Here is a 21,174-nt window from a genome sequence, read left to right as displayed (position 1 = left end):
GTGAGTAACAGCGTTTTTTCGACCGTCGTCAGCTGCCCGGCCATGGCGTTGTAGAGGGGCACGAACTCACTGTTGACCAGCACGAACCTGTCCTCGGCGTGGTTCATGGTGAACAGGATCTGCTCGGGCGACAGCCGCACGTTGATGGTATGGATCACCGCGCCAATCATCGGGATGGCGAACATGCATTCCAGGTACCGGTGACTGTCCCAGTCCATCACCGCCACGGTGTCACCCGCCTTGACCCCCGCCGCCGTCAACGCGCCGGCCAGTCGGCAGATGCGTTCGTTGAGCATTTGATACGAATAGCGCGAATGGTCCCGGTAAACGATTTCACGGTTTTTTTCGTAGCGCACGCCGGAGAGCAGCAGTCGCTTGATCAACAGAGGGTACTGGTACGCGCCTTCGGCGGGCGGAATCACGCGGGTGTGCAGCATAGGAATCCCTTTTCGCGGTGCATGTGCTGGGCTTGAAAATATGCACTGTAGGGGGTTGGTGCGTCGATCGGATCAGCCGAAGGGATGAATTGTGTCATCCCACGTCACCGAGCCCGCACGTGTGGGATACCAGCCAAAGGATACAAAAATAAGACCAAACGCAGACGGATTGTCTGCGTTTGGTCTTTTTGGGGCAGCTAGCCGGCCATTAAGTCCTCAAGGGGCAAGACTGGCCGACATGCTGGGCGTGGTCAGGTAAGGCCCGATTGAGGATGCATACTCAGCCACCGCAGCATCAATCCGTAGCTTCAGCACGACGGTGGCGCGCTCCACTTCCGCCATCGCCAGTGGACCTGGAATAAAAAGCAAATGGCGAAGCGCTTGGCTGTCGTCAAGGTCATCTTCCGGCTCACCGCTTCCGTCCCGGCGTGGTTGTGGAAGGGGCTCCCTGGTAGCCGCTACTAACTCTGTCGCCAGTCGGGCTTCTCGCAACACTGCTTCTTGGGCTCGCTGATTAATCAGTGCTTGAGCCGCAGCTTCGGCCTGTTGCTCGGCAAGCTGGCGGGCGGCCACTTCAGCAGCCTCCTTCGTCCGACGCTGCTGAAGCTCGCGGGCAAGTTGCTCCGCGAGCTGTTGAGCGTGGAGGCGAGCTGCCTCCTCCGCTCGTCGTCGCGCCAGCTGGCGAGCTGCTTCCTCTGCCTGTTGCTGAGCAAGTTGGCGCGCGGCCTCCTCAGCCCGTCGCTGAGCCTCTTGCCGGGCTGCCTCAATCATTTGCGCATGTGTGGATGAAAGCTGATTGATGAAGTTGCTCAAATACCAAACAACCTCACTAGCAATGATTTGGCGATGCACCTCCACAAGGGGGGCGGACATAAACGAAAGATCCGCCCCTACCATGCTATTGAACTGATCCAAGGTGAGATGCCCTGCATCGTCACGTTCCCCAGGGGCATAAGGGGGAATAGACGCAAGCTTGGCTGCTCTCAGTTGGGATGCCGCGTCCCGATACCGCTCAACAATCTGAAGATCAGACATTCCAGTTGTTGAGCCTAAATGAGCGATAACTTCGCTCTGGATTGAGCCTGGAAGCTGCTGAAGTAACACTGTGTAATGAGCCATTTATAAATTCCTTTTAAATAAATATGGAGACGCCGAATTGGTAGTCAATCAGATGCCGACTTGAAACCAGCCTTACCATTAGCCGCTCGCCAGACCTTGACTTCTTTTACTATCCCTTCCGGAGAATCATCAGCATCGGGTTTGGGGTAGTAGATCAAATCGGAGCCATCGGGGTGTTCGCCGAGGCGCTCAAAAATCATTACCGCTTGGGTGTGCTGATACTCAGTTTTGTAGTCCACAACACAGATTTTTCTAACGAGCTCAAGAAACTCTGCTTCGGTGATGTCTTGAATCGTTTCAGCGTTCATTGTCACGTCCCTCATTACGTAAATCTCTGTGGATTGCGTCGTGGTTAGCTGGGGTATTGAGTCTTAAATTATCAACGCCGTACACATCTCCTCCCTGTGAGATTGGAACAACGTGATGTATTTCGAGTTTTACCCTTCCGCCTTTCCTATCTTGCCTTGCCGCAAAAGGCGCGAGGCCAGATTTGATGAGAGCAATGTTGCTCTCACTCATATTTGCAGTGATCTCAGGGTGTTTCGACATCTCGCGCCATATGGCCCGCTTCAGATTTCGAAATTCAGCATAGTTCTTACCTCGCAGTGCGTCTGCAATAACTGACGGCACTGGCGAACCCAGACCATTGGATGCGGACGCCTGCCAGTTAGGATCGATATCGCCACCGAAACCGCTCACAACCCCTGGCAAATACCTGGGGCTGTTGAACATGACATACACAGGCGGAAGGCCCGAGTCCGCCGGAAAGACAAGTATGTAGTCCTCGAAGTCCTCTATGTCATAAGTCGGGAAACGTCCTAGCTGTTCCGAAACAGGCGAAATAGCTGCCCCGGAATACTCAGGCCATTTGGAATCATCAGCCGGCAAAACAGTGGAACTGCTCTCCGGGCTAACCGCGGGTGTCCAGATCAGCGCGGGGCGGTCTGCCCCGTCCTGTTTGAATTCATACGCTTTGGCGCTCGGGTTATAGACGAACGTTCGCACCCGGACTTTGGAGCTGACTATCAAACCGTCGGCTTCAGCCCAGCCCGTTTTTAGTTCGCCTTCAACCTCCTCAATCCTTAACCGGTGGGTAACGTCAACTGTTCCAACGCGGCCTGCGATGAAATTGAGGTCGACATTGCTAGAGACCCCAATCTCCGACGCAGGCGAAGCGATTATTGAAGGCGCGAATTCACTGTCCGCCAACTCAGTCGGATAAAGTAAAGCCAGGTGCGGTAGCGACCGGCCGAGTACTTTCGCTGCCTGTCGGGTGAACAGCTTCTGCGCAACGGCTTTAGCTGTTTCAGCCGCATTGGGAAAGCTCTGCGCTGGAGCATTGGGTCCCGCCACCACGGACCAAAGCCGGCTCGCTTCAGTGGCATGCTTTAAGACTAAAGTCTCGTCATTGACTACGGAGTTACGCGCCTTCCAGGCTTGCTCGGCATAGTGTTCTGAAAGCGCCGCAGATTTATCAAGCAACTGAGTAACTGCTTTTGCGTGCAAGTCGGCTTCAAGTGCTTGCGCATAGGCAAGGCTCCATGCTTGGTGAGTCTGAAAAGCTTGCTCTGCGTTAACGCTTCGACTTCGTAAGATTTCTCCGTAGTGTTCGTTGGTTATTTGAAGGGGATCACCACCCGTAAAATCGCGCGAGCTCTGAAGATTACTTTCAGAAGCTGCCGTTTTTTGGGCGATCAGGTAGTTGATCCGGGCTTTATGCTCAAGTATCGCGTCCAGCGATTGCTGGCGTTGAGCGTTGTATAAAGAGCTGTCTCCGCGGAGCTCGGACATGATAGAAACAGGCAGTGCGGCTACGTTGTGATCGTGTTGAAGATCAAGCTCACGTTTTCGAGTTGCTTGCGCATGAGGTAACGATTCAAGGGCTTGACGGAGAGCCGCTGCTTCACGCTCTTGCTCAACTCTCGCGTTTGCCGCAGCCATAGCAGCTTGAGCTTCTGCCTCCCGTCTGGCTTCTTGCTCAGCCTCGGTCTGAGCTCGGACACGAGCCTGTGCCTCGGCGTCAGCAATGGATTGCTCACGAGCTTCTTTTTGAGCCTGTAATTCAGCGGCTGCCTTGGCGCGAGCAGCTTCAACTCGCTGACGCGCTTCCTGTGCACGGCGGCGCTTATCGCGAATGCGTAGGCGGCGGCGTTTGGAGCTGGACAATGTCCCAGCTCTGCCGCCCTCACCTCCTCTTCCACCCCCCCATCCAATGCTCCATCCGTCACGGGAGGGGGAAAGTCCTCCGCCTGAGCCATAGGGATTACCAGGAGGTATCCCTCGATTGACGACAATATTTTTTTCGTCGGTATTGCTCATACAGTTCTCCTTTTTGTCTGTATGGCAACTACGTGACGCTCATCACCCTGTGAGCAGGTAATACATATGTATGGAGTTCTTTTTATTTTCTGTGTTAATGGCGGCCGCCTTAGGAGCAGGCTTTATGCAAATTCACGCCCCATGACGAGCGGCGATAAAAAAACCCGCCATGTTGGCGGGTTTTGTTTTTCAGCTGGGACCTAGTGAACTGCAACGCAATTCTTTCGCCCTTAAGACAGCCCGGCGTCGCATTCAAATACGCCCACAGGAGACTATCCAATCAAATATTAATGCATTTCCGTAAACGCCAACTTGACGCCCAATGCGACCAATACACCCCCCATCGCCCGATCAAACCAGTGTCCCATCCGGGCGAAGCCCGCGCGGACACGAGGCTGGCTGAAGAGTCGTGCCACCAGGCAGAACCAGGCGCCGGTCGCGAAAGCCAGGTAAACCCCGTAGCCCGCCTGAACCAGCATTGGCGTGTGCGGGTTGATCACGACGGTGAACAGGGACAGAAAAAACAGCGTGGCTTTTGGATTAAGCCCGTTGGTGACGAACCCTGCCGTGAACGCGCCACGTGCAGTGCGCTCGCCTACGGCGATGTCCACCGGAGCGTCCGAGGCGTTCGCAGGTTTGGCGCGTAGCGCTTTGATGCCGATGTACAGGAGGTAGGCCGCCGCAGCCCATTTCAATGCGTTGAACAGCACGATGGACTGCGAAACGATCAGGCCGATACCCAACAGTGAATAGCCGACGTGCAAGAAGATGGCGGTGCCCACGCCCATGGCTGTGTACGTGCCGGCCTTGCGCCCGTGAGTGACGCTTTCGCGCACAACGACCGCGAAATCCGGGCCGGGGCTGGCAACGGCAAGCAGATGAATCAACGCAACGGTCAAAAATTCCGTCCAGTACATCGGAGTTCTCCAGGCATATTGGCGAGCGGCAGGCTCTGGTAGGCTCGTCACATTACCCTTCCCACCCACCGAGCAAAAGGTACAGCTGATGCCCAGTCAACGCCGAGCAGTTTTCCTGGATCACACTTCTCTGGATCTGGGGGATCTGGACCTCGCGCCGTGGCGTGAAACCTTCAGCGAACTGGTGCTCCATGCGAGCACCACAGCCGATCAGGTCGCCGACCGCTTGAAAGACGCGCAGGTGGCCATTTCCAACAAGATCATCATCGATGCCGCCACGTTCGCTGCCTGCCCGAATCTGCAACTGGTGCTGGTCACCGCAACCGGCGTCAACAATGTCGACCTCGATGCCGCGCGCAAACATGGCGTAGTGGTCAGCAACTGTCAGGGCTATGGCACGCCTTCCGTGGCGCAGCACGCGATGATGCTGCTGCTGGCGATGGCCACCCGCCTGCCTGATTACCAACAGGCCATCCATCAAGGCCAGTGGCAGAAATCGAAGCAGTTCTGCTTGCTGGACTTCCCCATCGTCGAACTGGAAGGCAAAACGCTGGGGTTGTTGGGGCATGGAGAACTGGGCGGTGCTGTGGCGAAGCTGGCCGAAGCCTTCGGCATGCGCGTGCTGTCGGGGCAGATTCCCGGTCGACCCGCTCGACCTGATCGCGTGCCGTTGAACGAGCTGCTGCCGCAGGTGGACGCGCTGACCCTGCACTGCCCGCTTAATGAGCACACGCGCGACATGATTGGCGCCCATGAGTTGAGCCTGCTGAAACCAAAGGCCTTCATCGTCAACACCGCGCGCGGCGGCCTGATCAACGAACAGGCGCTGGCCGACGCCCTGCGCAACGGCCATCTCGGCGGCGCCGCAACCGACGTGCTGACAGTGGAGCCACCGGTGAACGGCAATCCGTTGCTATCGGGTGATATCCCCCGGCTGATCATCACGCCGCACAGCGCATGGGGTAGCCAAGAGGCACGGCAGCGTATCGTCGGACAGATCAACGAAAACGCCCAGGCGTTTTATGAAGGGAAGCCGATCAGGGTCGTGAGCTGACGGCGCCCTGTTCGCAGCGCCCGCGAAGGGCGTTCGCAGGCCGGGCACGCGCGCGCCTTGGCGGCCCTGTTAAACTCCGCCTTTTTTCTTGAGGAGCCGACGATGGACCCGCGCAGTGAAGTGTTACTCCGGCAGGCCGATTTATTCCAGGGCTCCTTGCTGCTGACCGGCCTCCCTGCGGACGACCTGCTCGGCACGCTGCCCAACGCACGCGGCTGGAGCTGGCACGCCGGTGACTTCGACAGCCTGGATGCGCGCTTCGCTGAGCGCGTTCACTTTGGCACTGAAGCACCCGCCGACCCCTTTGAGGCCGCAGTGCTGTTTTTGCCCAAAGCCCGCGACCTCTCCGATTACCTCATCAACGCGCTCGCTTCGCGTCTGGCCGGACGCGAGCTGTTTCTGGTCGGGGAAAAACGCGGGGGCATCGAAGCTGCCGCGCGCCAGTTGAGCCCTTTCGGGCGTACGCGCAAGCTCGACAGCGCCCGTCATTGCCAGCTCTGGCAGGTCACCGTCGAAACGCCGCCGCAAGCCGTGGCACTCGACAGCCTGGCCAAACAGTTCGACGTGGACATCGAAGGCGGCCCGTTGAAGGTCGTGAGCCTGCCCGGCGTGTTCAGCCATGGGCGTCTGGACAGAGGGTCGGCGCTACTGCTGGAAAACATCGACAGACTGCCCTCCGGGCATTTGCTGGACTTCGGCTGCGGCGCGGGTGTTCTCGGGGCCGCCGTCAAACGTCGCTACCCGGAAACCCGCGTCACGATGCAGGACGTCGATGCATTCGCCACCGCCAGCAGCCGCCTGACCCTCGCCGCCAATGGCCTTGACGCCGAGGTGCTGACAGGCAATGGCATCGACGCCGCGCCCGACAACCTGGACGCGATTCTGACCAATCCGCCCTTCCATACCGGCGTACATACCGATTACGCCGCTACTGAAAACTTGCTGAAAAAAGCGAGAGAACATCTGAGAAAAGGCGGCGAACTGCGCTTGGTCGCCAATACCTTCCTGCGCTATCAGCCGATCATAGAAGCGCACCTCGGGCCGTGTGCGGTCATGGCCGAGGGCCAAGGCTTCCGGATTTACCGCACCAAGCGTGCGTGATAATTAGCACTTGCCGAACGGCACACGGCTAGGCAGAATCCGCTCCGTCCTAGGGGAGTAGTCTCCCACGAGCGCCATGCTCGTCCGGCACGCATCAACATACTTGGTCCTCAGACCATGGTGCGCGCGACCCCAGATCCGCTCAGACGGATCGGTGGTTTGACAAGACCTATGACACGAACATCCTGACCCGGGGCGGGGAGGTTGTACGTGTCATAGCCGTGTTGACCCGCCCCTTAGGAAAAACCCTGATGCTGGAATCCCTGTTGGTCCCCACCGCCGTCGTTGCACTGGCTGAAATCGGTGACAAGACCCAACTCCTCGCACTCATTCTCGCCGCCCGCTTTCGCAAGCCTTGGCCCATCATCGCCGGAATTGTCGCCGCGACGCTGGCCAACCATGCCGCGGCCGGTGCCGTGGGCGCATGGTTCAGCAGCTACCTCTCGGACTCTGTCCTGCACTGGATTCTTGCCGCGAGCTTTACCGCCACTGCGCTGTGGACGCTGGTTCCGGACAAGCTGGACGACGATGAAGCCAACACGGCCCGCAAGTTCGGCCCCTTCCTGACCACACTGATTGCGTTCTTCATCGCCGAAATCGGCGACAAGACGCAAATCGCCACGGTCATGCTGGCGGCGCAGTACCCCTACTTGTGGCTGGTGATTATCGGCACGACGCTGGGCATGTTGCTGGCCAATGTGCCGGTGGTGCTGGCGGGTAACTTCGCGGCGGAGAAACTGCCATTGACGCTGATTCGTCGTCTGGCAGCGGGGGCGTTTTTCATTCTGGCGATCGTTGCGGTGTACAAGGCGATGCAGGTCAGCGGCTGGGTGTAGATCGCAAGAAACCTTGTAGGCGCGAGCAAGCTTACGCCTACAAGGTTCAAGCGATGATCAGCCCTTTGGCGCCTGCTGGTACAAGGGCATTACCTTTGGGATCGCCGCCTGCAACGAGGCAATCCGGTTGGATGAGGCAGGGTGAGTGCTCATGAATTCCGGCTGCGAGGCCCCGCCTTGCGCTTCCATTTTCTGCCAGAGCGTAATAGCGGCATTCGGGTTGAAACCGGCGCGTGCTGCGAGCTCCAGGCCCAGCAAATCCGCTTCGTTTTCATTGGCCCGGCTGTTGGGCAGCGTCAGGCTGTAATCAACCACGGTATCGGCCAATGCCAGACTGTCCTGACCCAACCCCAACAAGGCGCCAGCGCCCTGCTTCGCCATCTGCACCCCGTAGGCCTTGGACATGGCTTCACGGCCGTGCTCGCGCAACGCGTGGGCAATCTCGTGGCCCATCACCGCCGCCAGCTCGTCATCGCTGAGCTTGAGCGTATCGATCAGCCCGCTGTACACAATGATCTTGCCGCCAGGACCGCAGTTGGCATTCAGCTCATCGCTTTTGATCAGGTTGACATCCCACTGCCACTGCGCCGCATCGGGCCGCAATTTCGGCGCCTGGGCAATAAGCCGCTTGGCAACGGCCTGGACGCGCTTGGCCTCGGCGCTGCTGTTATCGAGCACGCCTTTGGATGACGCTTCGCTGACCGTTTGCTGATACGACTGGGCATACATCTGGTTGACTTCGTCCGTCGACAGCATGCTGAACATGTATTGCTTGCGCTCGACACCCACCGAATCGCCGGTGGTGGTGTTGACCGCCTGACACCCGGCAACCAATACGGCTGCCGTCACGCCACAAAGAGCAAAAATCCTGCGCATTTCGTATCTCCATTGAAACAATCGCGCCATCCTAGGCAATACGCAGGCCGAGCACCAGAGACCCGCCCTCTTTCAGCTAAAAAGCAGCAGGGAATTCGCATGTTTGTAACGGGACAGATATGAAAGGGCGCGTGCGCTCTGAGCGCAAAAGCGGGGCTTACAACGGGGTAAGGCATTCCGGCGCGTTGAGTTTCGGGTCGTTCACCAGATTGGCCAAGGGCCGTTCGCGCAGTTGCGTTTGCGGGGCGGCAAGCAGGGCTTGCAGGGTGATCAACGGGCAGTCAGGGTCAAGCCAGGCGCGCTGCCCTTCTTCGTCGAGAATCAACGGACGCCGCTGGCTCATGGCCGACTGGGTGACCACGGCGACGCTCAGGTAGGTGTGGCCTTCAACGGGGTATGCCTCCCAGATGGCCGCGAAATACAGCGTCGAGCCCTCGGCCGGCGTCAGCCAGAATGGGCGTTTGCGCACGCTGCCACGCCATTCGTAAAAGCCGTTGGCCGGAAGCAGGCAGCGTCGTTCACGAAAGGCCTGCTTGAACATCGGCTGCTCGGCCACGGTTTCGGCGCGGGCATGGGCTGGTGTGCGTGACAAGTCGGTCAGCCAGGGCGGGGTCAGCCCCCAACGTGCCCGCGCCACTTCGCGTCCGCGCTCTGCGCCCTCCTCGCCATCACCCGCCGCAGATCTGACCATCAGGACGGAAGCGGCAGGAGAAATATTCCACTGCGCTTGCTGGTCGCTCGGAAATCCGGGCAAGGCCGCAAAGGCAGGCGACCAACGAAACAGGGCATAACGTCCACACATGGGTTCAGCACAACTCTTTTTGAAAGCGAATGAGGCGCGCGTGAACGGGATTCAGCACAGCAGCACATCGGGGTAGCTGTCAGGCTCGTCACCGGGCAGCGGAAAGGCGCCATTGTACTCGGTGATCAACTGACGCGCCCGCTCGGCCTGGTCATCCTCAACCGTCAAGCCCAGCAACCCGAACGCCGGCAAATCGCCAACGGCACCCAACAGATGACGCCCGGTGATGTGGGCTTCGATGCCCTCGCTGGCAAGCATGGCCTGCAACAGCTCGCCTTCCATCAGGTGCTCGGGCTCGTAGATCTTGCGCATCACTCGTTCTCGCTGCGGACGTCCAGCGCCCACTCTTCCCCGTCGGTCTGCAGACTGAAGACAATCGGCCGGCAACAGACAGGGCAATCTTCAATATAGGTCTGATCGCCGCCGGACAAGTCCAGCACGGCCTCCACCGGTTCGCCGCAATAAGGGCAGTCATAATCCTGTATTTCCTGCATCACAGTCTCCGGGCCCAGTTTTGCGTATAATCGCCGACTTGTTTGCCGGTCGAGCTTTATTCCTGACCATCCGGGCATCAGCCCGAGTCGACATCTTGCGCGAAGCCGCCCAGTTGCGCGGCAGCCGCCCGGGCATCACGCCTGCGGTGTCGTGACTCGCGACTGCAACCGGACTCGACCTCCTTTACCTTAGCCGTTTCCAACAAGAGAGCATGATGGGCGAATTCGATGCCATCCGACCGTACGACGACACCGAAGTCAAAGCCGTGCTTGACCGGCTGCTGCGTGACAAGGCGTTCCTCGCGATCCTCACGCATTTCCGGTTCCCTCGCCTGGCCGGCTCCCTCGGCTGGGTTCTGCAACCGGCCATCGCGCGCAAGCTCCGTCGGCAGTTCGCCGGCATCGACAGCGTCGCCGCCTTGCAGGACAAGGTCGAGCATTACGTCGATCACACCATTGAACGCGCCACTGACGGTGTGACCTACACCGGCGTCGAGCAGTTCAAGTCGGGGGTGGCGTACCTGTTTCTGGCCAACCACCGCGACATCGTGATGGACCCGGCTTTCGTCAACTACGCGGTCTACCACGCAGGCCTGCCAACGCCGCGCATCGCCATCGGCGACAACCTGTTGCAGAAGCCTTTCGTCAGCGACCTGATGCGCCTGAACAAGAGCTTCATCGTGCACCGCTCGATCACCGGTCGGCGCGAAAAGATGGCGGCCTACCAGTTGCTGTCGGCGTACATCAATCATTCGATCCGCACTGACTGCCAGTCGATCTGGATCGCACAGGCGGAAGGCCGTGCAAAAGACGGCGACGACCGCACCGAATCGGCCATCCTCAAGATGTTCCACATGAGCCGCAAGGACGAACCGTTTGGCGAAGTCATCCAGTCGCTGAACCTGACACCGGTGTCTATCAGCTACGAGTACGACCCGTGCGATCATGCCAAGGCGCGGGAGCTGTACATCCGCGCCACCACCGGCGGTTACACCAAGGCCTCGGGCGAAGACGATGTCAGCATCGCGCTGGGAATCACCGGCTACAAAGGGCGCGTTCACGTCAACTTTGCCCCACCGATCACCGAGTCGTTCGAAGACACCAAACAGTTGGCGATCGAAATGGACCGGCAGATCCTCGGCGGCTATCGGCTGTTCCCGGTGCACTATCTGGCTTATGCGCAGTGGGCCGACGCCGAGCCGGCGCTGAAGGTACCGAAGGCCGCCGATGTGTTTCCGGCCGACGAGCTGGAGCGCGCAGAAGATGAATGGCAGCGTCGCCTCAATGGCTGCCCGGCAGAGCACCGTCCGTTTTTGATTCAGCAATACGCGATGCCCGTGCGCAATCAGTACCGGGTGAAGGCCGGGTTGCCGCTTTAAGGCTCTCCCTCCCTTCCGCGAATAAACGGCGCTCTCGGGGCGCCGTTTTTCGTGGGGCAGCCTTCCATATGAACGAGCCCGATCCGGCCATTAAAGCTTGGTACTCACCCATGACAACAAAAGGGCGAACGCCAGGCACGCCGTACCAAAGCGGTAACTCAGACGGATCATGCGCAAGGTTGGCACGTCCATCAGGTGCATGGGCTCGTCGATCGGGGCTTGTTCGGTAAGGTGGTGAAGGTGAGCCCTCTCCCGCTGCTCGCGACTGCGCGTAGTGTGCAGCAGCCAGACGCCGGGGCCAGCAGCGAGCAGGGCGCAGAGGTTGATGGCAATGCCGGGGGCGTGGTGGATAAGCGACATGGTGCCTCGATGACGCCGGATTTAGAGGCGCCGAAAACTCTGTCTGGATCTGCCGCTCACACTAGTCGCTGTCACCTTAACGTCACCTGAACCGGGCAATGTGTGGGACCCCAAACCGACCCATCGCCACGGAGAGCGTCATGCTGCACGCCCACAACCAGGACCGTCTTTACCTCATCGCCCCCAGCGACGAGCAGGAAGCATTGATTGACGCACTGGCGTTCAACGTTCAGGACAAGCATTGGCTGGTGTATTGCGCGCTCGGCGGCCATGCGCACAGCGATCTGCCGGAAGTGGATCTGCAGACCGGTTTCAGTTTTCTGGATTTTTTTCAGGCGGCCTGACCGGCAAGTCCCAAGTGACGGGACACTGGACAGACAAAAGCCCCGGCTTCTTGCGAAACCGGGGCTTTTTGGCGTTCAGGTTGCGAGCTTATTGCCCCAGGGTGCGGCCAATCGTCTGATCCTGAAACAGTCGGGTCAGGGCGTCGCTGAGCACGTCGCTGATCAGCTTGGTATTCGTTTCTTCATTGGGCGCCATGCCGAAGCGCTGATCCAGCGAGGCAGCATAGCGGCCGCTGTAGTTACGGCCGGCGTTCTGAACGTCCGCACGGAACGTGGAGCTGATGTTCGCCTCGGTCACGTACAGGCCTTCTTTTGGCGACTGATACTTCAGGTCTGCCAGGGTGACGGTCAACTGCGGACCGCTACCATTCTGTACAGGCGTGAAACCCAGCAGCCGAACGCCCGCTTCAGCCTGAGCCTGCAACTGCGGCAGCAATTGCTGACCGTTGACGGTGATCGAACTGGTTTCCGGGTACAGGCCGCCGCGAGTGCCCAGCGTTTGCGACTGGCGGCCGTCCACTACGCGCACCACCACTTGCTGGCCGTGACCGACCGGGGCAAGTTGGGCATTCAGCTTGGGTTCCGGGGTTAGGGATTGGGGGCTATGGGCACAGCCCGCCAGGGTCAGACTGCCTACGGCAAGCAAACCGAACAGAACGCGACGCAACATGCTCATTTCTCCATGGGCCAAGGCACAAAATGTGCCGCAGTATAGCGACCTCCCAAGGCCGCTCACTAGGGTAAAGATACGACAAAGTGCCATCGCGCCGGTTCCGGCCAGCCGGTAACGTTCGCGCGGTCGCTATCAACACAATTGCGCAATCGCAACGTCACAGCGGTGTCATGCCTGCCGGCCATACTTTTTCCAACTCTCCAGCAAGGAGTCCTGCCATGGACTTTCTTTGGTCGTTGTTCTCGTTGCGCCGCCGCCACCGTCACTACGCCCGCCTGGACCAGCAGGGCATTTGCCTGGCATTTAAGCACTGCGTGGGATTGCCCTGTGGTCAGGGCTGGGTCGAGGTCCACGAGGCAAACCTGTGCTGGCTGCATCGCCCACTCCCGGCGACTGCGCGAGTGACTTCCCGGTCACGTGCGATTACCGCCCGGCATATGCTCAGCATCTGACCAAAAGCCGAATAAAAGTCATTTTTGCTGGATCATTTCTGCCCGTTTCATCGCTATAATCTTCCCCCGATTATAAGGACGTCTCCTGATCGGGCCTCGCAGCATCGTCGATTGCCACTATCGACTCCTCCGTACCGCCCACAGAGAGCCTTCCACACAGACATGTGCAGCCCGATGTGGCCGCGGCGCAGACGCTGATCGTCGATTCATTCGAACGTCTGGCGCCAGCTCTTGCCTCACATCGCGTATGAACCTGATCTGCCAGAGCTGCCATCGCGCAGCCCTTTTTGAGGTTCGCGTCTCCAAAAGAGCGTGAAAAAAACGGGTTTTCACAACTTCACAAGAGTGTGGCAAGCAAATGAATAGTTTCGCGTTTGTAAATGCACCGTTAGCGTCTGACCCAGCCCCCTTGCAAAGGACCGACCGCAACGCAGTCTCTGTCAAAAGAGCCTGAAGCCCGTCCTGTGACGGGTTGCACAACCGGACGCCTTGACGATAGTCGAATGGCTGCACGGGCCGAAAAATGCGTTCATGCTTGCCTTATAAAAGCATCAACCAGGCTCGTTCGGTGGCGTCCGCTGAAGATGCAAAAAATTGCGAAGAATCGGACATGGCGATCCCGGCCAGGATGAACGAGGCAGCGCGCGACCACCGCGCCACCCGCATCCGGCAGCTGACCACGGGAACGCAGGCCGTCAATTTGGTGCTGCAGATTTTGGAGACGCGTTAATGGAGCATAACGAAGCAGTCGACGTAGTGCTGGTCGGGGCAGGCATCATGAGTGCCACCCTCGCCGTACTGCTCAAAGAGCTGGACCCGAGTCTCAAGCTTGAAGTCGTCGAGCTGATGGATTCCGGCGCCGCAGAAAGCTCCAATCCATGGAACAACGCAGGCACCGGCCACGCCGGCCTGTGTGAACTGAACTACACGCCGGAAGCGGCCGATGGTTCGATCGATACCAAAAAAGCGATTCACATCAACTCGCAGTTCGAGGTCTCGAAGCAGTTCTGGTCCTACCTCGCTCGCAAGGGCACGTTCGGCTCCTCCCGCGCGTTCATCACGCCCGTCCCTCACCTGAGTTTTGTGCAGGGCGAGAAAGGCATGGCGTACCTGAAGAAGCGTTATGAAGCGCTGCGCGCACACCACGCCTTCTCCTCGATGGAGTACACCGAAGACAAAGCCACGCTGGCCGAATGGATGCCGCTGATGATGCCCGGCCGGCCAGCGGATGAGCCGATTGCCGCGACCCGCGTCATGCATGGCACCGACGTGAATTTCGGCAACCTGACCAACATGCTGCTCAAGCATCTGGCCAGCGCGCCCGATGCGCAGGTCAAGTACTGCAAGCGCGTCACCGACCTGAGCCGCAAGGGCGACGGCTGGACCGTCACCATCAAGGACATGAACAGCGGCAGCACCCGCAACATCGACTCCAGGTTCGTGTTCCTGGGCGCGGGCGGCGCGGCGCTGCCGTTGCTGCAAATGTCCGGCATCGAGGAAGGCAAAGGTTTCGGCGGTTTCCCGGTGAGCGGTCAGTGGCTGCGTTGCGACAACCCTGAAGTGGTCAAGCGCCATCAGGCCAAGGTGTACAGTCAGGCGGCCGTAGGTTCACCGCCGATGTCAGTGCCGCATCTGGACACCCGCGTCGTTGACGGCAAGACCTCCCTGCTGTTCGGCCCGTACGCCGGGTTTACCACCAAGTTTCTCAAGCACGGTTCGCTCATGGACCTGCCGCTGTCGATCCGCGCGGCCAACATCGCGCCGATGCTGGCCGTGGCCCGCGACAACATGGACCTGACCAAATACCTGATCAGCGAAGTGCGGCAGTCGATGGAGCAACGCCTGGACGCGCTGCGCCGTTTCTATCCGGAAGCCAAGGCCGAAGACTGGCGCCTGGAAGTGGCCGGTCAGCGGGTACAGATCATCAAGAAAGACCCGAAAAAAGGCGGCGTTTTGCAGTTCGGCACCGAGCTGGTGTCGGCGAGGGACGGTTCCCTTGCCGCGCTGCTGGGCGCCTCGCCAGGCGCTTCGGTGACCGTCTCGATCATGCTGGACCTGATTGAGCGCTGCTTCCCGGACAAGGCCCGTACTGAGTGGGCAGCCAAGCTGAACGAGATCTTCCCGGCGCGTGAGAAGGCACTCGAAACCGATGCGCAGCTCTACAAGCGCGTCAGTGCCCAGAGCGATGCCAGCCTGGATCTGGTGCAGAACAGCCAGGCAGCGACCTTCGCCTGACAACGGGCTGACTTGACGGCAAAGCAGAAACAGAAAACCCCGCACATGAGGCGGGGTTTTCCGTTTTAAAGGTGAGTGGGTCCGGTTGTCAGCCAGAATTCGACGTCTGGGTTTTTCTTGTTTACTTCATCACAAATCTGACGGAATACGCCTGCATCGAGTTTGTGCCCTTGGTCACCGACGCGATGCATTCTGCCGGCACTTTACCAATTGATCTGCCCGTTGCGGATTTCTCCGGCGCCGCTGTGATCGAGACCCAACTGAACGTCACTGAGTGGGTGGCCGTGAACTCACACGCCTTGCCCTCCCCGCTCACCCGGAATCTAGCAAAATCATTGCGCGGATTTTTCAGCGTGATGGACACGGCAGCGGTGGGTTCGTCCGCTGAAAAACCATAGCCCGTGTAATCGGCGTTCGCCGGCGCCCAGCTGGCCCATAGCAGCGCGAGGTCGTTACCTGACTGATTCCACAATTCTATGTTGAGCTGGATTTTGGTGGGGTAACCCGCTAAAGCGGGTAATGCCGCCACCATCAACGCGACGGCTGCGATGGTACGGGTGAAGCACGTCAGTCCATTTTTCATTTATGAATTCCCTTTCGATCATTAAGGCGAGCGTCCTGCTCGCGTCCTTGTGAGCGTTGTCACACGGCCGAGTATGATCCACCGGCTTGCTTTCGGTAGTCGCAAACGCCGAGGGATTCAGTAGGAAGGGTCTTTCGATTTCGGGCCTGGCGCCCGGGAGCTGGAAAGGGCGCCTGGAGGGGAGCATCGAGCGCCTTGGAATGGCGCCCGGAAACTGATCAATTCAGCCTTTGGCCTTCTCGATGAGTTCGATGTATTCCTCGGCATTGCGCTGATTGCGGGTCAGCGCAATAAAGTCATTGCCGTGCTCGTCTTTGCCGTCGAGGTCGTGACCGGCTTCCTTGAAGAACGTCAGAAACCGCCCGAAGTCATCGACGCGCAGGCCACGGTAGGCCTTGATCAGCTTGTGCAGCGACGGCGACGTGGCATCGACCGGCTCGAAATCCAGGAACAGCTTGATCTGGGCGTCGCCGATTTCATCGCCAATCACCTGCTTCTTATCTTTACGCATTGCTGACTCCAACTGACTTGCGGGACATTGCTCGGGCGGGCAGTTTACCCCCCGCCCGGTGGCAGGCTCAACGCGCGCGTACGCTGCCGGTGTGCAGGTCTGCCCAGACGTGGCCGTTGGCGTAGCTGAGGAACTGGCAGTAAACCTTCTCGTTGCGCAGCAAATCCATGAGCACGCGGTATTGAGTCGCCGGGTAGTACAGCGTCAGCGTGCGCGAAGCCTCGTCATAGGTCGGTTTTTTGAGGCTTTTGCTCTCGCCATCGAAATGGATAAGCACCTCGGACAGGGTCGCGCCCTTGTTCATGGGCTTGCCTTTGAGACGCAGGACCAGCGGCGATGTGACCGGAATCGGTTGCTGATTGGACTGCCGCTGGCTGCCCACCACCACCGAATACTCGGTGATCTGTAGCAGTTGCTGCTGCTCGGGCTCACCCTCGCGCACGCTCAGCTCGTCCGGGGGCAGATATTGCGCGTGCATGGGTTCAGCGAGTGCGGGGAGGGGCAGCGCCAACAGCAACATCAACGCAGCGGTATTGCGAAACGATAACGTCATGGGCGCCTCCCGAAAAAAGTGGGGGGCACTCTAGCATGGGCTATGCCCTGATCAGGCAGATCCTGTGGGACTGAGCCTGCTCGCGAAGCGGTGGATCAGGTCATGTCGGTGGCGACAGAACGGGCGCTTCGCGAGCAAGCTCGCTTTCACAAGGACCATGGCAATTCCCAGTGAGCGTACAGGCAGTGCGCTTGCTTACATGCCTTTGACGGCATAGATCCCGGCAGCGTTGCGCCAGTAGCCTTTGTAATCCATGCCGTAACCGAAGATGTAGCGGTCGATGCAGGGCAGGCCGACGAAGTCTGCTTTCAGGTCAGGCCGGGCTTTGCGATCGTGGTCCTTGTCGATCAACACGGCGGTATGCACAGCGCGTGCGCCGGCATGCTTGCAGAAGTCGATGATCGCGCCGAGGGTGTGACCTTCGTCGAGGATGTCGTCGATGATGAGCACGTCACGGTCGATGAAGGAGACTTCAGGCTTGGCCTTCCAGAACAGATCGCCGCCGCTGGTTTCGTTGCGATAGCGGGTGGCGTGCAGGTAGGACGCTTCCAGCGGGAAGCTCAGATGAGTCAGCAACTTGCCAGCGAAGATCAGGCCGCCGTTCATCACGCAAAATACCACCGGGTTACGGTCGGCCAGCACGCCATTGATTTGCTCGCCGACATGGGCGATGGACGCCTCGACCTCGGCTTCGGTGTACAGGCAGTCAGCCTCGCGCATGACTTGACGGATATGCTCGAGATCAGCGGACATGACGCTCTCCAGGGGGCTGTGGAAGGAAAAGCGGGCAAAGGTACGCACCCGCCGACATCAGGGCAAGTGTTTCTGGACTAACGTTGCACTGCCGTTCCATAAATCTCGGCACTCCAACCTAACCGTCGGGACAAGTTACAGCTGAATAGATTAATCTAAGCCGTTTTTTTTGCCCGCCCGCTGGAGCTTTTCCCCTATGCCCATTCGTGAGATCCGCCACCCGCTGATCCGTCACAAGCTCGGCCTGATGCGCCGTGCCGATATCAGCACCAAGAATTTTCGTGAACTGGCTCAGGAAGTCGGCGCATTGCTGACGTACGAAGCGACCAAGGATCTGCCGCTGGAAACCTACGACATCCAGGGCTGGGCCGGCACGGTTCAGGTTGAAAAGATTGCCGGCAAGAAAATCACCGTGGTGCCGATCCTGCGTGCGGGCATCGGCATGCTTGAAGGGGTGCTCAGCCTGATCCCGGGGGCCAAGGTCAGTGCCGTCGGTGTCGCGCGCAACGAAGAAACCCTCGAAGCCCATACCTACCTGGAAAAACTCGCCCCCGAGATCGACCAGCGTCTGGCACTGATCATCGACCCGATGCTCGCCACCGGCGCCTCCATGGTCGCAACCATCGACCTGTTGAAAAAAGCCGGCTGCCGCGACATTCGCGCGATGGTTCTGGTGGCCGCGCCGGAAGGCATCGCCACCGTCGAAAAGGCTCACCCGGACGTCAACATCTACACCGCGTCCATCGATCAGCAGTTGAACGAACATGGCTACATCATTCCCGGCCTGGGCGATGCCGGTGACAAGATTTTCGGCACCAAGCAGAAGGACGCCTGATGAAGCCGGATGAGTTCAACGATCCCCTCTGGCGCACGGTGCTGTCAGGCGCGCAGATGCTGTTCGTGGCATTCGGCGCGCTGGTACTGATGCCGCTGATTACCGGCCTCGATCCCAACGTTGCGCTGTTCACCGCAGGTCTGGGCACGCTGTGCTTTCAAGTGGTGACGGGCCGTCAGGTGCCGGTATTCCTGGCGTCGAGCTTTGCCTTCATCACGCCAATCATTCTCGCCAAGGGCCAGTTCGGCCTTGCCGCGACCATGGGCGGCGTCATGGCCGCAGGCTTTGTGTATACCTTCCTTGGCCTGGCCGTGAAGATCAAAGGCACAGGCTTCATCGACCGGCTGCTGCCGCCTGTGGTGATCGGTCCGGTAATCATTTCCATCGGTCTTGCGATGGCACCCATTGCCGCCAACATGGCGATGGGCCGGACGGGTGATGGCGCTGCCGAGCTGATCCCGTACAACACCGCGATCATTATTTCGATGGCGGCGCTGCTGACGACGTTGATCGTTGCGGTGTTCGGCAAAGGTATCTTCCGCCTCGTCCCGATCATTTCGGGCGTGCTGGTGGGCTTTGCGCTGTCGTTCTACTTCGGCGTGGTGGATGTGGCGAAAATATCCGCGGCGCCGTGGCTTGCGCTGCCGCATTTCACGGCACCGGAATTCAACTGGCAGGCCATCCTGTTCATCGTACCCGTGGCGCTGGCCCCGGCCATCGAGCACATCGGTGGCGTGATTGCAGTTGGCAGCGTGACGGGACGCGATTACCTGAAGAAACCCGGCCTGCATCGCACCTTGCTGGGCGACGGCATCGCAACCACCGTGGCCGGCGCGTTCGGCGGCCCGCCCAATACCACCTACGCCGAAGTGACCGGCGCGGTGATGCTGACCAAAAACTACAACCCGAAAATCATGACTTGGGCGGCGATTTTCGCCATCACGCTGGCCTTCATTGGCAAATTCGGCGCGTTGCTCCAGAGCATACCGGTACCGGTAATGGGCGGGATCCTGTGCCTGTTGTTCGGCTCGATCGCGGCGGTGGGCATGAACACGCTGATCCGCCACAAGGTTGACCTGGCTGAAGCGCGTAATCTGGTGATCGTGTCCGTGACCCTGGTCTTCGGCATTGGCGGCGTATTGATCGGCACAGGCAACGGCGCTGATGATTTCGGCATGAAAGGCATTGCGCTGTGCGCCGTGACCGCGATCGTGCTGAACCTCATCCTGCCGGGAAATGACGCGTGGAAGAACAAGCACCTGGATGATCAGTTGCCTTAATTCGAGCGCGGTATGAAAAGGGGGGCATCACTCACGTGATGCCCCCCTTTTTTTTCGGATTCTGTAAGAGTGAGCTAAGTTTTGCGGTGTACGCCGAAACTGTGGGAGTGAGCTTGCTCACGAAGGCGGCGCTTCAGGTTCATCAATGTCGACTGAACAGACGCATTCGCGAGCAAGCTCGCTCCCACATGGATGTAAGTGGACGCTAAGCTCGCGTTGTTTACACAACCATCGCTGGTGCTTTTTCACACAACGTATTAAGCGCTTTCGCCCAGTTCGGGTCGTCGTTGAGGCATGGAATCAGCACCAGCTCCTCGCCCCCCGCTTCCTTGAACTGCTCGGCGCCGCGATCACCGATCTCTTCCAGCGTCTCGATGCAGTCCGCGACGAAGGCCGGGCACATGACCAGCAGCTTCTTCACGCCTTGAGCGGCCAGTTCGGCCAAGTGGGGTTCGGTGTAGGGTTCGATCCATTTGGCGCGCCCCAGACGTGACTGAAACGACACCGACCACTTGCCGTCGGGAATCCCCATCAGCTTGGCGAATTCCGCCGATGAGCGCATGCACTGCGCGCGGTAGCAGACGGCCAGAACCTCGGGCGACGCCGTCTCACAGCAGTTGCCGCTCTTGAAGCAATGATTGCCCGTCGGGTCGAGTTTCGTGATGTGTCGCTCGGGCAGGCCGTGGAAACTCAGCAACAGGTGATCGTAATCCTGCTGCAAATGCGGCCGCACGCTTGCCACGAGAGCGTCGAGATATTCTTGCTGGTTGAAGAACGGCGCCAGCAGCGCGAGATCGAAACTCAGCTTCTTGTCCCGCAGCACGCGCTTGGCTTCTTCGATAACGGTGGTCACGGTGCTGTCCGCGAACTGCGGATACAGCGGGGCCAAGGTGATCTTTTTAATGCCCTGGGCTGCCAGGCGCGTGAGCACGGTTTCAATCGAAGGCTCGCCATAACGCATCGCCAGTTCAACCGGGCCGTGTTTCCACTCATTGACCATGGCCTGCTGAAGCCGCTTGCTCAACACCACCAGCGGTGAACCCTCTTCCCACCAGATCGAGGCGTAGGCATGGGCCGACTGCTCCGGACGCTTGACCAGGATCAGCGACACCAGCAGACGACGCACCGGCCACGGCAGATCGATAACGTAAGGGTCCATCAGAAACTGGTTGAGGTAACGGCGCACGTCGGCGACCGCGGTGGACGCCGGTGAGCCCAGGTTAACCAGCAATAGAGCGTGATCGGTCATGCAACACCTTGA

General features: G+C 59.3%; 26 protein-coding genes and 1 riboswitch. Of the genes, 10 read left to right on the top strand and 16 right to left on the bottom strand.

The annotated features are described in order from the left end of the window. From VF672_RS09220 to VF672_RS09200, 5 genes are all read right to left on the bottom strand, one after another. The coding region (locus VF672_RS09220; RefSeq protein ID WP_331103881.1) for an AMP-binding protein at nt 1–437 on the bottom strand (437 nt) is incomplete at its 3' end. Between the two features lie 216 nt (nt 438–653). After that, on the bottom strand, nt 654–1,556 hold the full coding sequence (locus tag VF672_RS09215; protein ID WP_331103879.1) for a hypothetical protein: 903 nt from the start codon (nt 1,554–1,556) through the stop codon (nt 654–656). A gap of 44 nt (nt 1,557–1,600) precedes the next feature. Then, nucleotides 1,601–1,864 carry a bacteriocin immunity protein gene (locus tag VF672_RS09210; RefSeq protein ID WP_331103877.1) on the bottom strand — a complete coding sequence of 88 codons (264 nt, stop codon included), beginning with the start codon at nt 1,862–1,864 and terminating at the stop codon, nt 1,601–1,603. Then, on the bottom strand, nt 1,854–3,875 hold the full coding sequence (locus VF672_RS09205; RefSeq protein WP_331103875.1) for an S-type pyocin domain-containing protein: 2,022 nt from the start codon (nt 3,873–3,875) through the stop codon (nt 1,854–1,856). Before VF672_RS09205 ends, VF672_RS09210 begins: the two co-directional genes overlap by 11 nt. 287 nt (nt 3,876–4,162) lie before the next feature. Beyond that, complete coding sequence (locus VF672_RS09200; RefSeq protein WP_331103873.1) at nt 4,163–4,792, bottom strand: LysE family translocator; 630 nt, start codon at nt 4,790–4,792, stop codon at nt 4,163–4,165. Nucleotides 4,793–4,880: 88 nt separating this feature from the next. Here VF672_RS09200 and VF672_RS09195 point away from each other — a divergent pair, with 88 nt between their 5' ends. The 3 genes from VF672_RS09195 (at nt 4,881) to VF672_RS09185 (ending at nt 7,783) form a co-directional block, all read left to right on the top strand. Then, entirely contained in the window at nt 4,881–5,846 is a 966-nt protein-coding gene (locus VF672_RS09195) for a 2-hydroxyacid dehydrogenase (protein WP_331103871.1), read from the top strand. Between the two features lie 102 nt (nt 5,847–5,948). Further along, nucleotides 5,949–6,947, top strand: coding sequence for a class I SAM-dependent methyltransferase (locus tag VF672_RS09190; protein ID WP_331103869.1), 999 nt, complete (start codon nt 5,949–5,951; stop codon nt 6,945–6,947). Between the two features lie 39 nt (nt 6,948–6,986). Beyond that, a riboswitch (yybP-ykoY riboswitch) is annotated at nt 6,987–7,108 on the top strand. Between the two features lie 90 nt (nt 7,109–7,198). Then, a complete protein-coding gene (locus tag VF672_RS09185) occupies nt 7,199–7,783 on the top strand; it encodes a TMEM165/GDT1 family protein (protein ID WP_331103867.1) in 585 nt (194 codons plus the stop codon). A 57-nt stretch (nt 7,784–7,840) separates the two neighbouring features. Here VF672_RS09185 and VF672_RS09180 read toward each other — a convergent pair whose 3' ends face one another. From VF672_RS09180 to VF672_RS09165, 4 genes are all read right to left on the bottom strand, one after another. Further along, nucleotides 7,841–8,659 (bottom strand): M48 family metallopeptidase, encoded by an 819-nt coding sequence (locus VF672_RS09180; RefSeq protein WP_331103865.1) that lies wholly within the window; start codon nt 8,657–8,659, stop codon nt 7,841–7,843. Nucleotides 8,660–8,816: 157 nt separating this feature from the next. Continuing rightward, a complete protein-coding gene (locus VF672_RS09175; protein WP_331103863.1) occupies nt 8,817–9,461 on the bottom strand; it encodes an SOS response-associated peptidase in 645 nt (214 codons plus the stop codon). Nucleotides 9,462–9,512: 51 nt separating this feature from the next. Then, nucleotides 9,513–9,773 carry a DUF2007 domain-containing protein gene (locus tag VF672_RS09170; protein ID WP_331103861.1) on the bottom strand — a complete coding sequence of 87 codons (261 nt, stop codon included), beginning with the start codon at nt 9,771–9,773 and terminating at the stop codon, nt 9,513–9,515. After that, nucleotides 9,773–9,955 carry a CPXCG motif-containing cysteine-rich protein gene (locus tag VF672_RS09165; RefSeq protein WP_331103859.1) on the bottom strand — a complete coding sequence of 61 codons (183 nt, stop codon included), beginning with the start codon at nt 9,953–9,955 and terminating at the stop codon, nt 9,773–9,775. The genes VF672_RS09170 and VF672_RS09165 overlap by 1 nt, the downstream gene beginning before the upstream one ends. Before the next feature lie 215 nt (nt 9,956–10,170). On the opposite strand from VF672_RS09165, the gene VF672_RS09160 reads away from it, so the two are divergent. Then, complete coding sequence (locus VF672_RS09160) at nt 10,171–11,334, top strand: 1-acyl-sn-glycerol-3-phosphate acyltransferase (RefSeq protein WP_331103857.1); 1,164 nt, start codon at nt 10,171–10,173, stop codon at nt 11,332–11,334. A gap of 90 nt (nt 11,335–11,424) precedes the next feature. On the opposite strand, the gene VF672_RS09155 is transcribed toward VF672_RS09160, so the two are convergent. Then, the gene (locus VF672_RS09155; protein WP_331103855.1) at nt 11,425–11,694 is read right to left on the bottom strand and encodes a hypothetical protein; all 270 of its coding nucleotides are present in this window, start codon (nt 11,692–11,694) and stop codon (nt 11,425–11,427) included. 140 nt (nt 11,695–11,834) lie between these two features. Here VF672_RS09155 and VF672_RS09150 point away from each other — a divergent pair, with 140 nt between their 5' ends. Then, entirely contained in the window at nt 11,835–12,038 is a 204-nt protein-coding gene (locus tag VF672_RS09150; protein WP_331103853.1) for a hypothetical protein, read from the top strand. An 88-nt stretch (nt 12,039–12,126) separates the two neighbouring features. Here the strand turns inward: VF672_RS09150 and VF672_RS09145 are convergent, their stop codons facing one another. Beyond that, nucleotides 12,127–12,708: a YajG family lipoprotein gene (locus VF672_RS09145; protein WP_331103851.1), complete on the bottom strand. Its 582-nt coding sequence runs from the start codon at nt 12,706–12,708 to the stop codon at nt 12,127–12,129. Between the two features lie 221 nt (nt 12,709–12,929). Between VF672_RS09145 and VF672_RS09140 the strand changes: the two genes are divergently transcribed. From VF672_RS09140 to mqo, 3 genes are all read left to right on the top strand, one after another. Continuing rightward, nucleotides 12,930–13,163: a hypothetical protein gene (locus VF672_RS09140; protein ID WP_331103849.1), complete on the top strand. Its 234-nt coding sequence runs from the start codon at nt 12,930–12,932 to the stop codon at nt 13,161–13,163. Between the two features lie 535 nt (nt 13,164–13,698). Further along, on the top strand, nt 13,699–13,893 hold the full coding sequence (locus VF672_RS09135; protein WP_331103847.1) for a hypothetical protein: 195 nt from the start codon (nt 13,699–13,701) through the stop codon (nt 13,891–13,893). Continuing rightward, nucleotides 13,893–15,398 (top strand): malate dehydrogenase (quinone), encoded by a 1,506-nt coding sequence (gene mqo / locus VF672_RS09130; protein WP_331103845.1) that lies wholly within the window; start codon nt 13,893–13,895, stop codon nt 15,396–15,398. Before VF672_RS09135 ends, mqo begins: the two co-directional genes overlap by 1 nt. A gap of 121 nt (nt 15,399–15,519) precedes the next feature. On the opposite strand, the gene VF672_RS09125 is transcribed toward mqo, so the two are convergent. From VF672_RS09125 to VF672_RS09110, 4 genes are all read right to left on the bottom strand, one after another. Then, nucleotides 15,520–15,981, bottom strand: a complete 462-nt coding sequence (locus VF672_RS09125) for a hypothetical protein (RefSeq protein WP_331103843.1) — start codon at nt 15,979–15,981, stop codon at nt 15,520–15,522. Nucleotides 15,982–16,204: 223 nt separating this feature from the next. Beyond that, nucleotides 16,205–16,492 carry a PA4642 family protein gene (locus tag VF672_RS09120; protein ID WP_331103841.1) on the bottom strand — a complete coding sequence of 96 codons (288 nt, stop codon included), beginning with the start codon at nt 16,490–16,492 and terminating at the stop codon, nt 16,205–16,207. A 67-nt stretch (nt 16,493–16,559) separates the two neighbouring features. Then, nucleotides 16,560–17,045, bottom strand: coding sequence for a hypothetical protein (locus tag VF672_RS09115; RefSeq protein ID WP_331103839.1), 486 nt, complete (start codon nt 17,043–17,045; stop codon nt 16,560–16,562). Between the two features lie 195 nt (nt 17,046–17,240). Beyond that, nucleotides 17,241–17,798, bottom strand: coding sequence for a hypoxanthine-guanine phosphoribosyltransferase (locus VF672_RS09110; protein ID WP_331103837.1), 558 nt, complete (start codon nt 17,796–17,798; stop codon nt 17,241–17,243). A gap of 196 nt (nt 17,799–17,994) precedes the next feature. On the opposite strand from VF672_RS09110, the gene upp reads away from it, so the two are divergent. Both upp and VF672_RS09100 read left to right on the top strand, forming a co-directional pair. Next, nucleotides 17,995–18,633: a uracil phosphoribosyltransferase gene (gene upp, locus VF672_RS09105; RefSeq protein ID WP_265388313.1), complete on the top strand. Its 639-nt coding sequence runs from the start codon at nt 17,995–17,997 to the stop codon at nt 18,631–18,633. Beyond that, entirely contained in the window at nt 18,633–19,913 is a 1,281-nt protein-coding gene (locus VF672_RS09100; protein WP_331103834.1) for a uracil-xanthine permease family protein, read from the top strand. The genes upp and VF672_RS09100 overlap by 1 nt, the downstream gene beginning before the upstream one ends. 220 nt (nt 19,914–20,133) lie before the next feature. Here VF672_RS09100 and hemH read toward each other — a convergent pair whose 3' ends face one another. Then, nucleotides 20,134–21,162, bottom strand: a complete 1,029-nt coding sequence (gene hemH, locus VF672_RS09095; protein ID WP_331103832.1) for a ferrochelatase — start codon at nt 21,160–21,162, stop codon at nt 20,134–20,136. Between the last annotated feature and the right edge of the window lie 12 nt (nt 21,163–21,174).

The organism is Pseudomonas sp., from assembly GCF_036387035.1.
GTDB lineage: Bacteria > Pseudomonadota > Gammaproteobacteria > Pseudomonadales > Pseudomonadaceae > Aquipseudomonas.
Note: the sequence above shows the minus strand (reverse complement) of the source record. Positions and strands in the feature narration are given on the sequence as shown.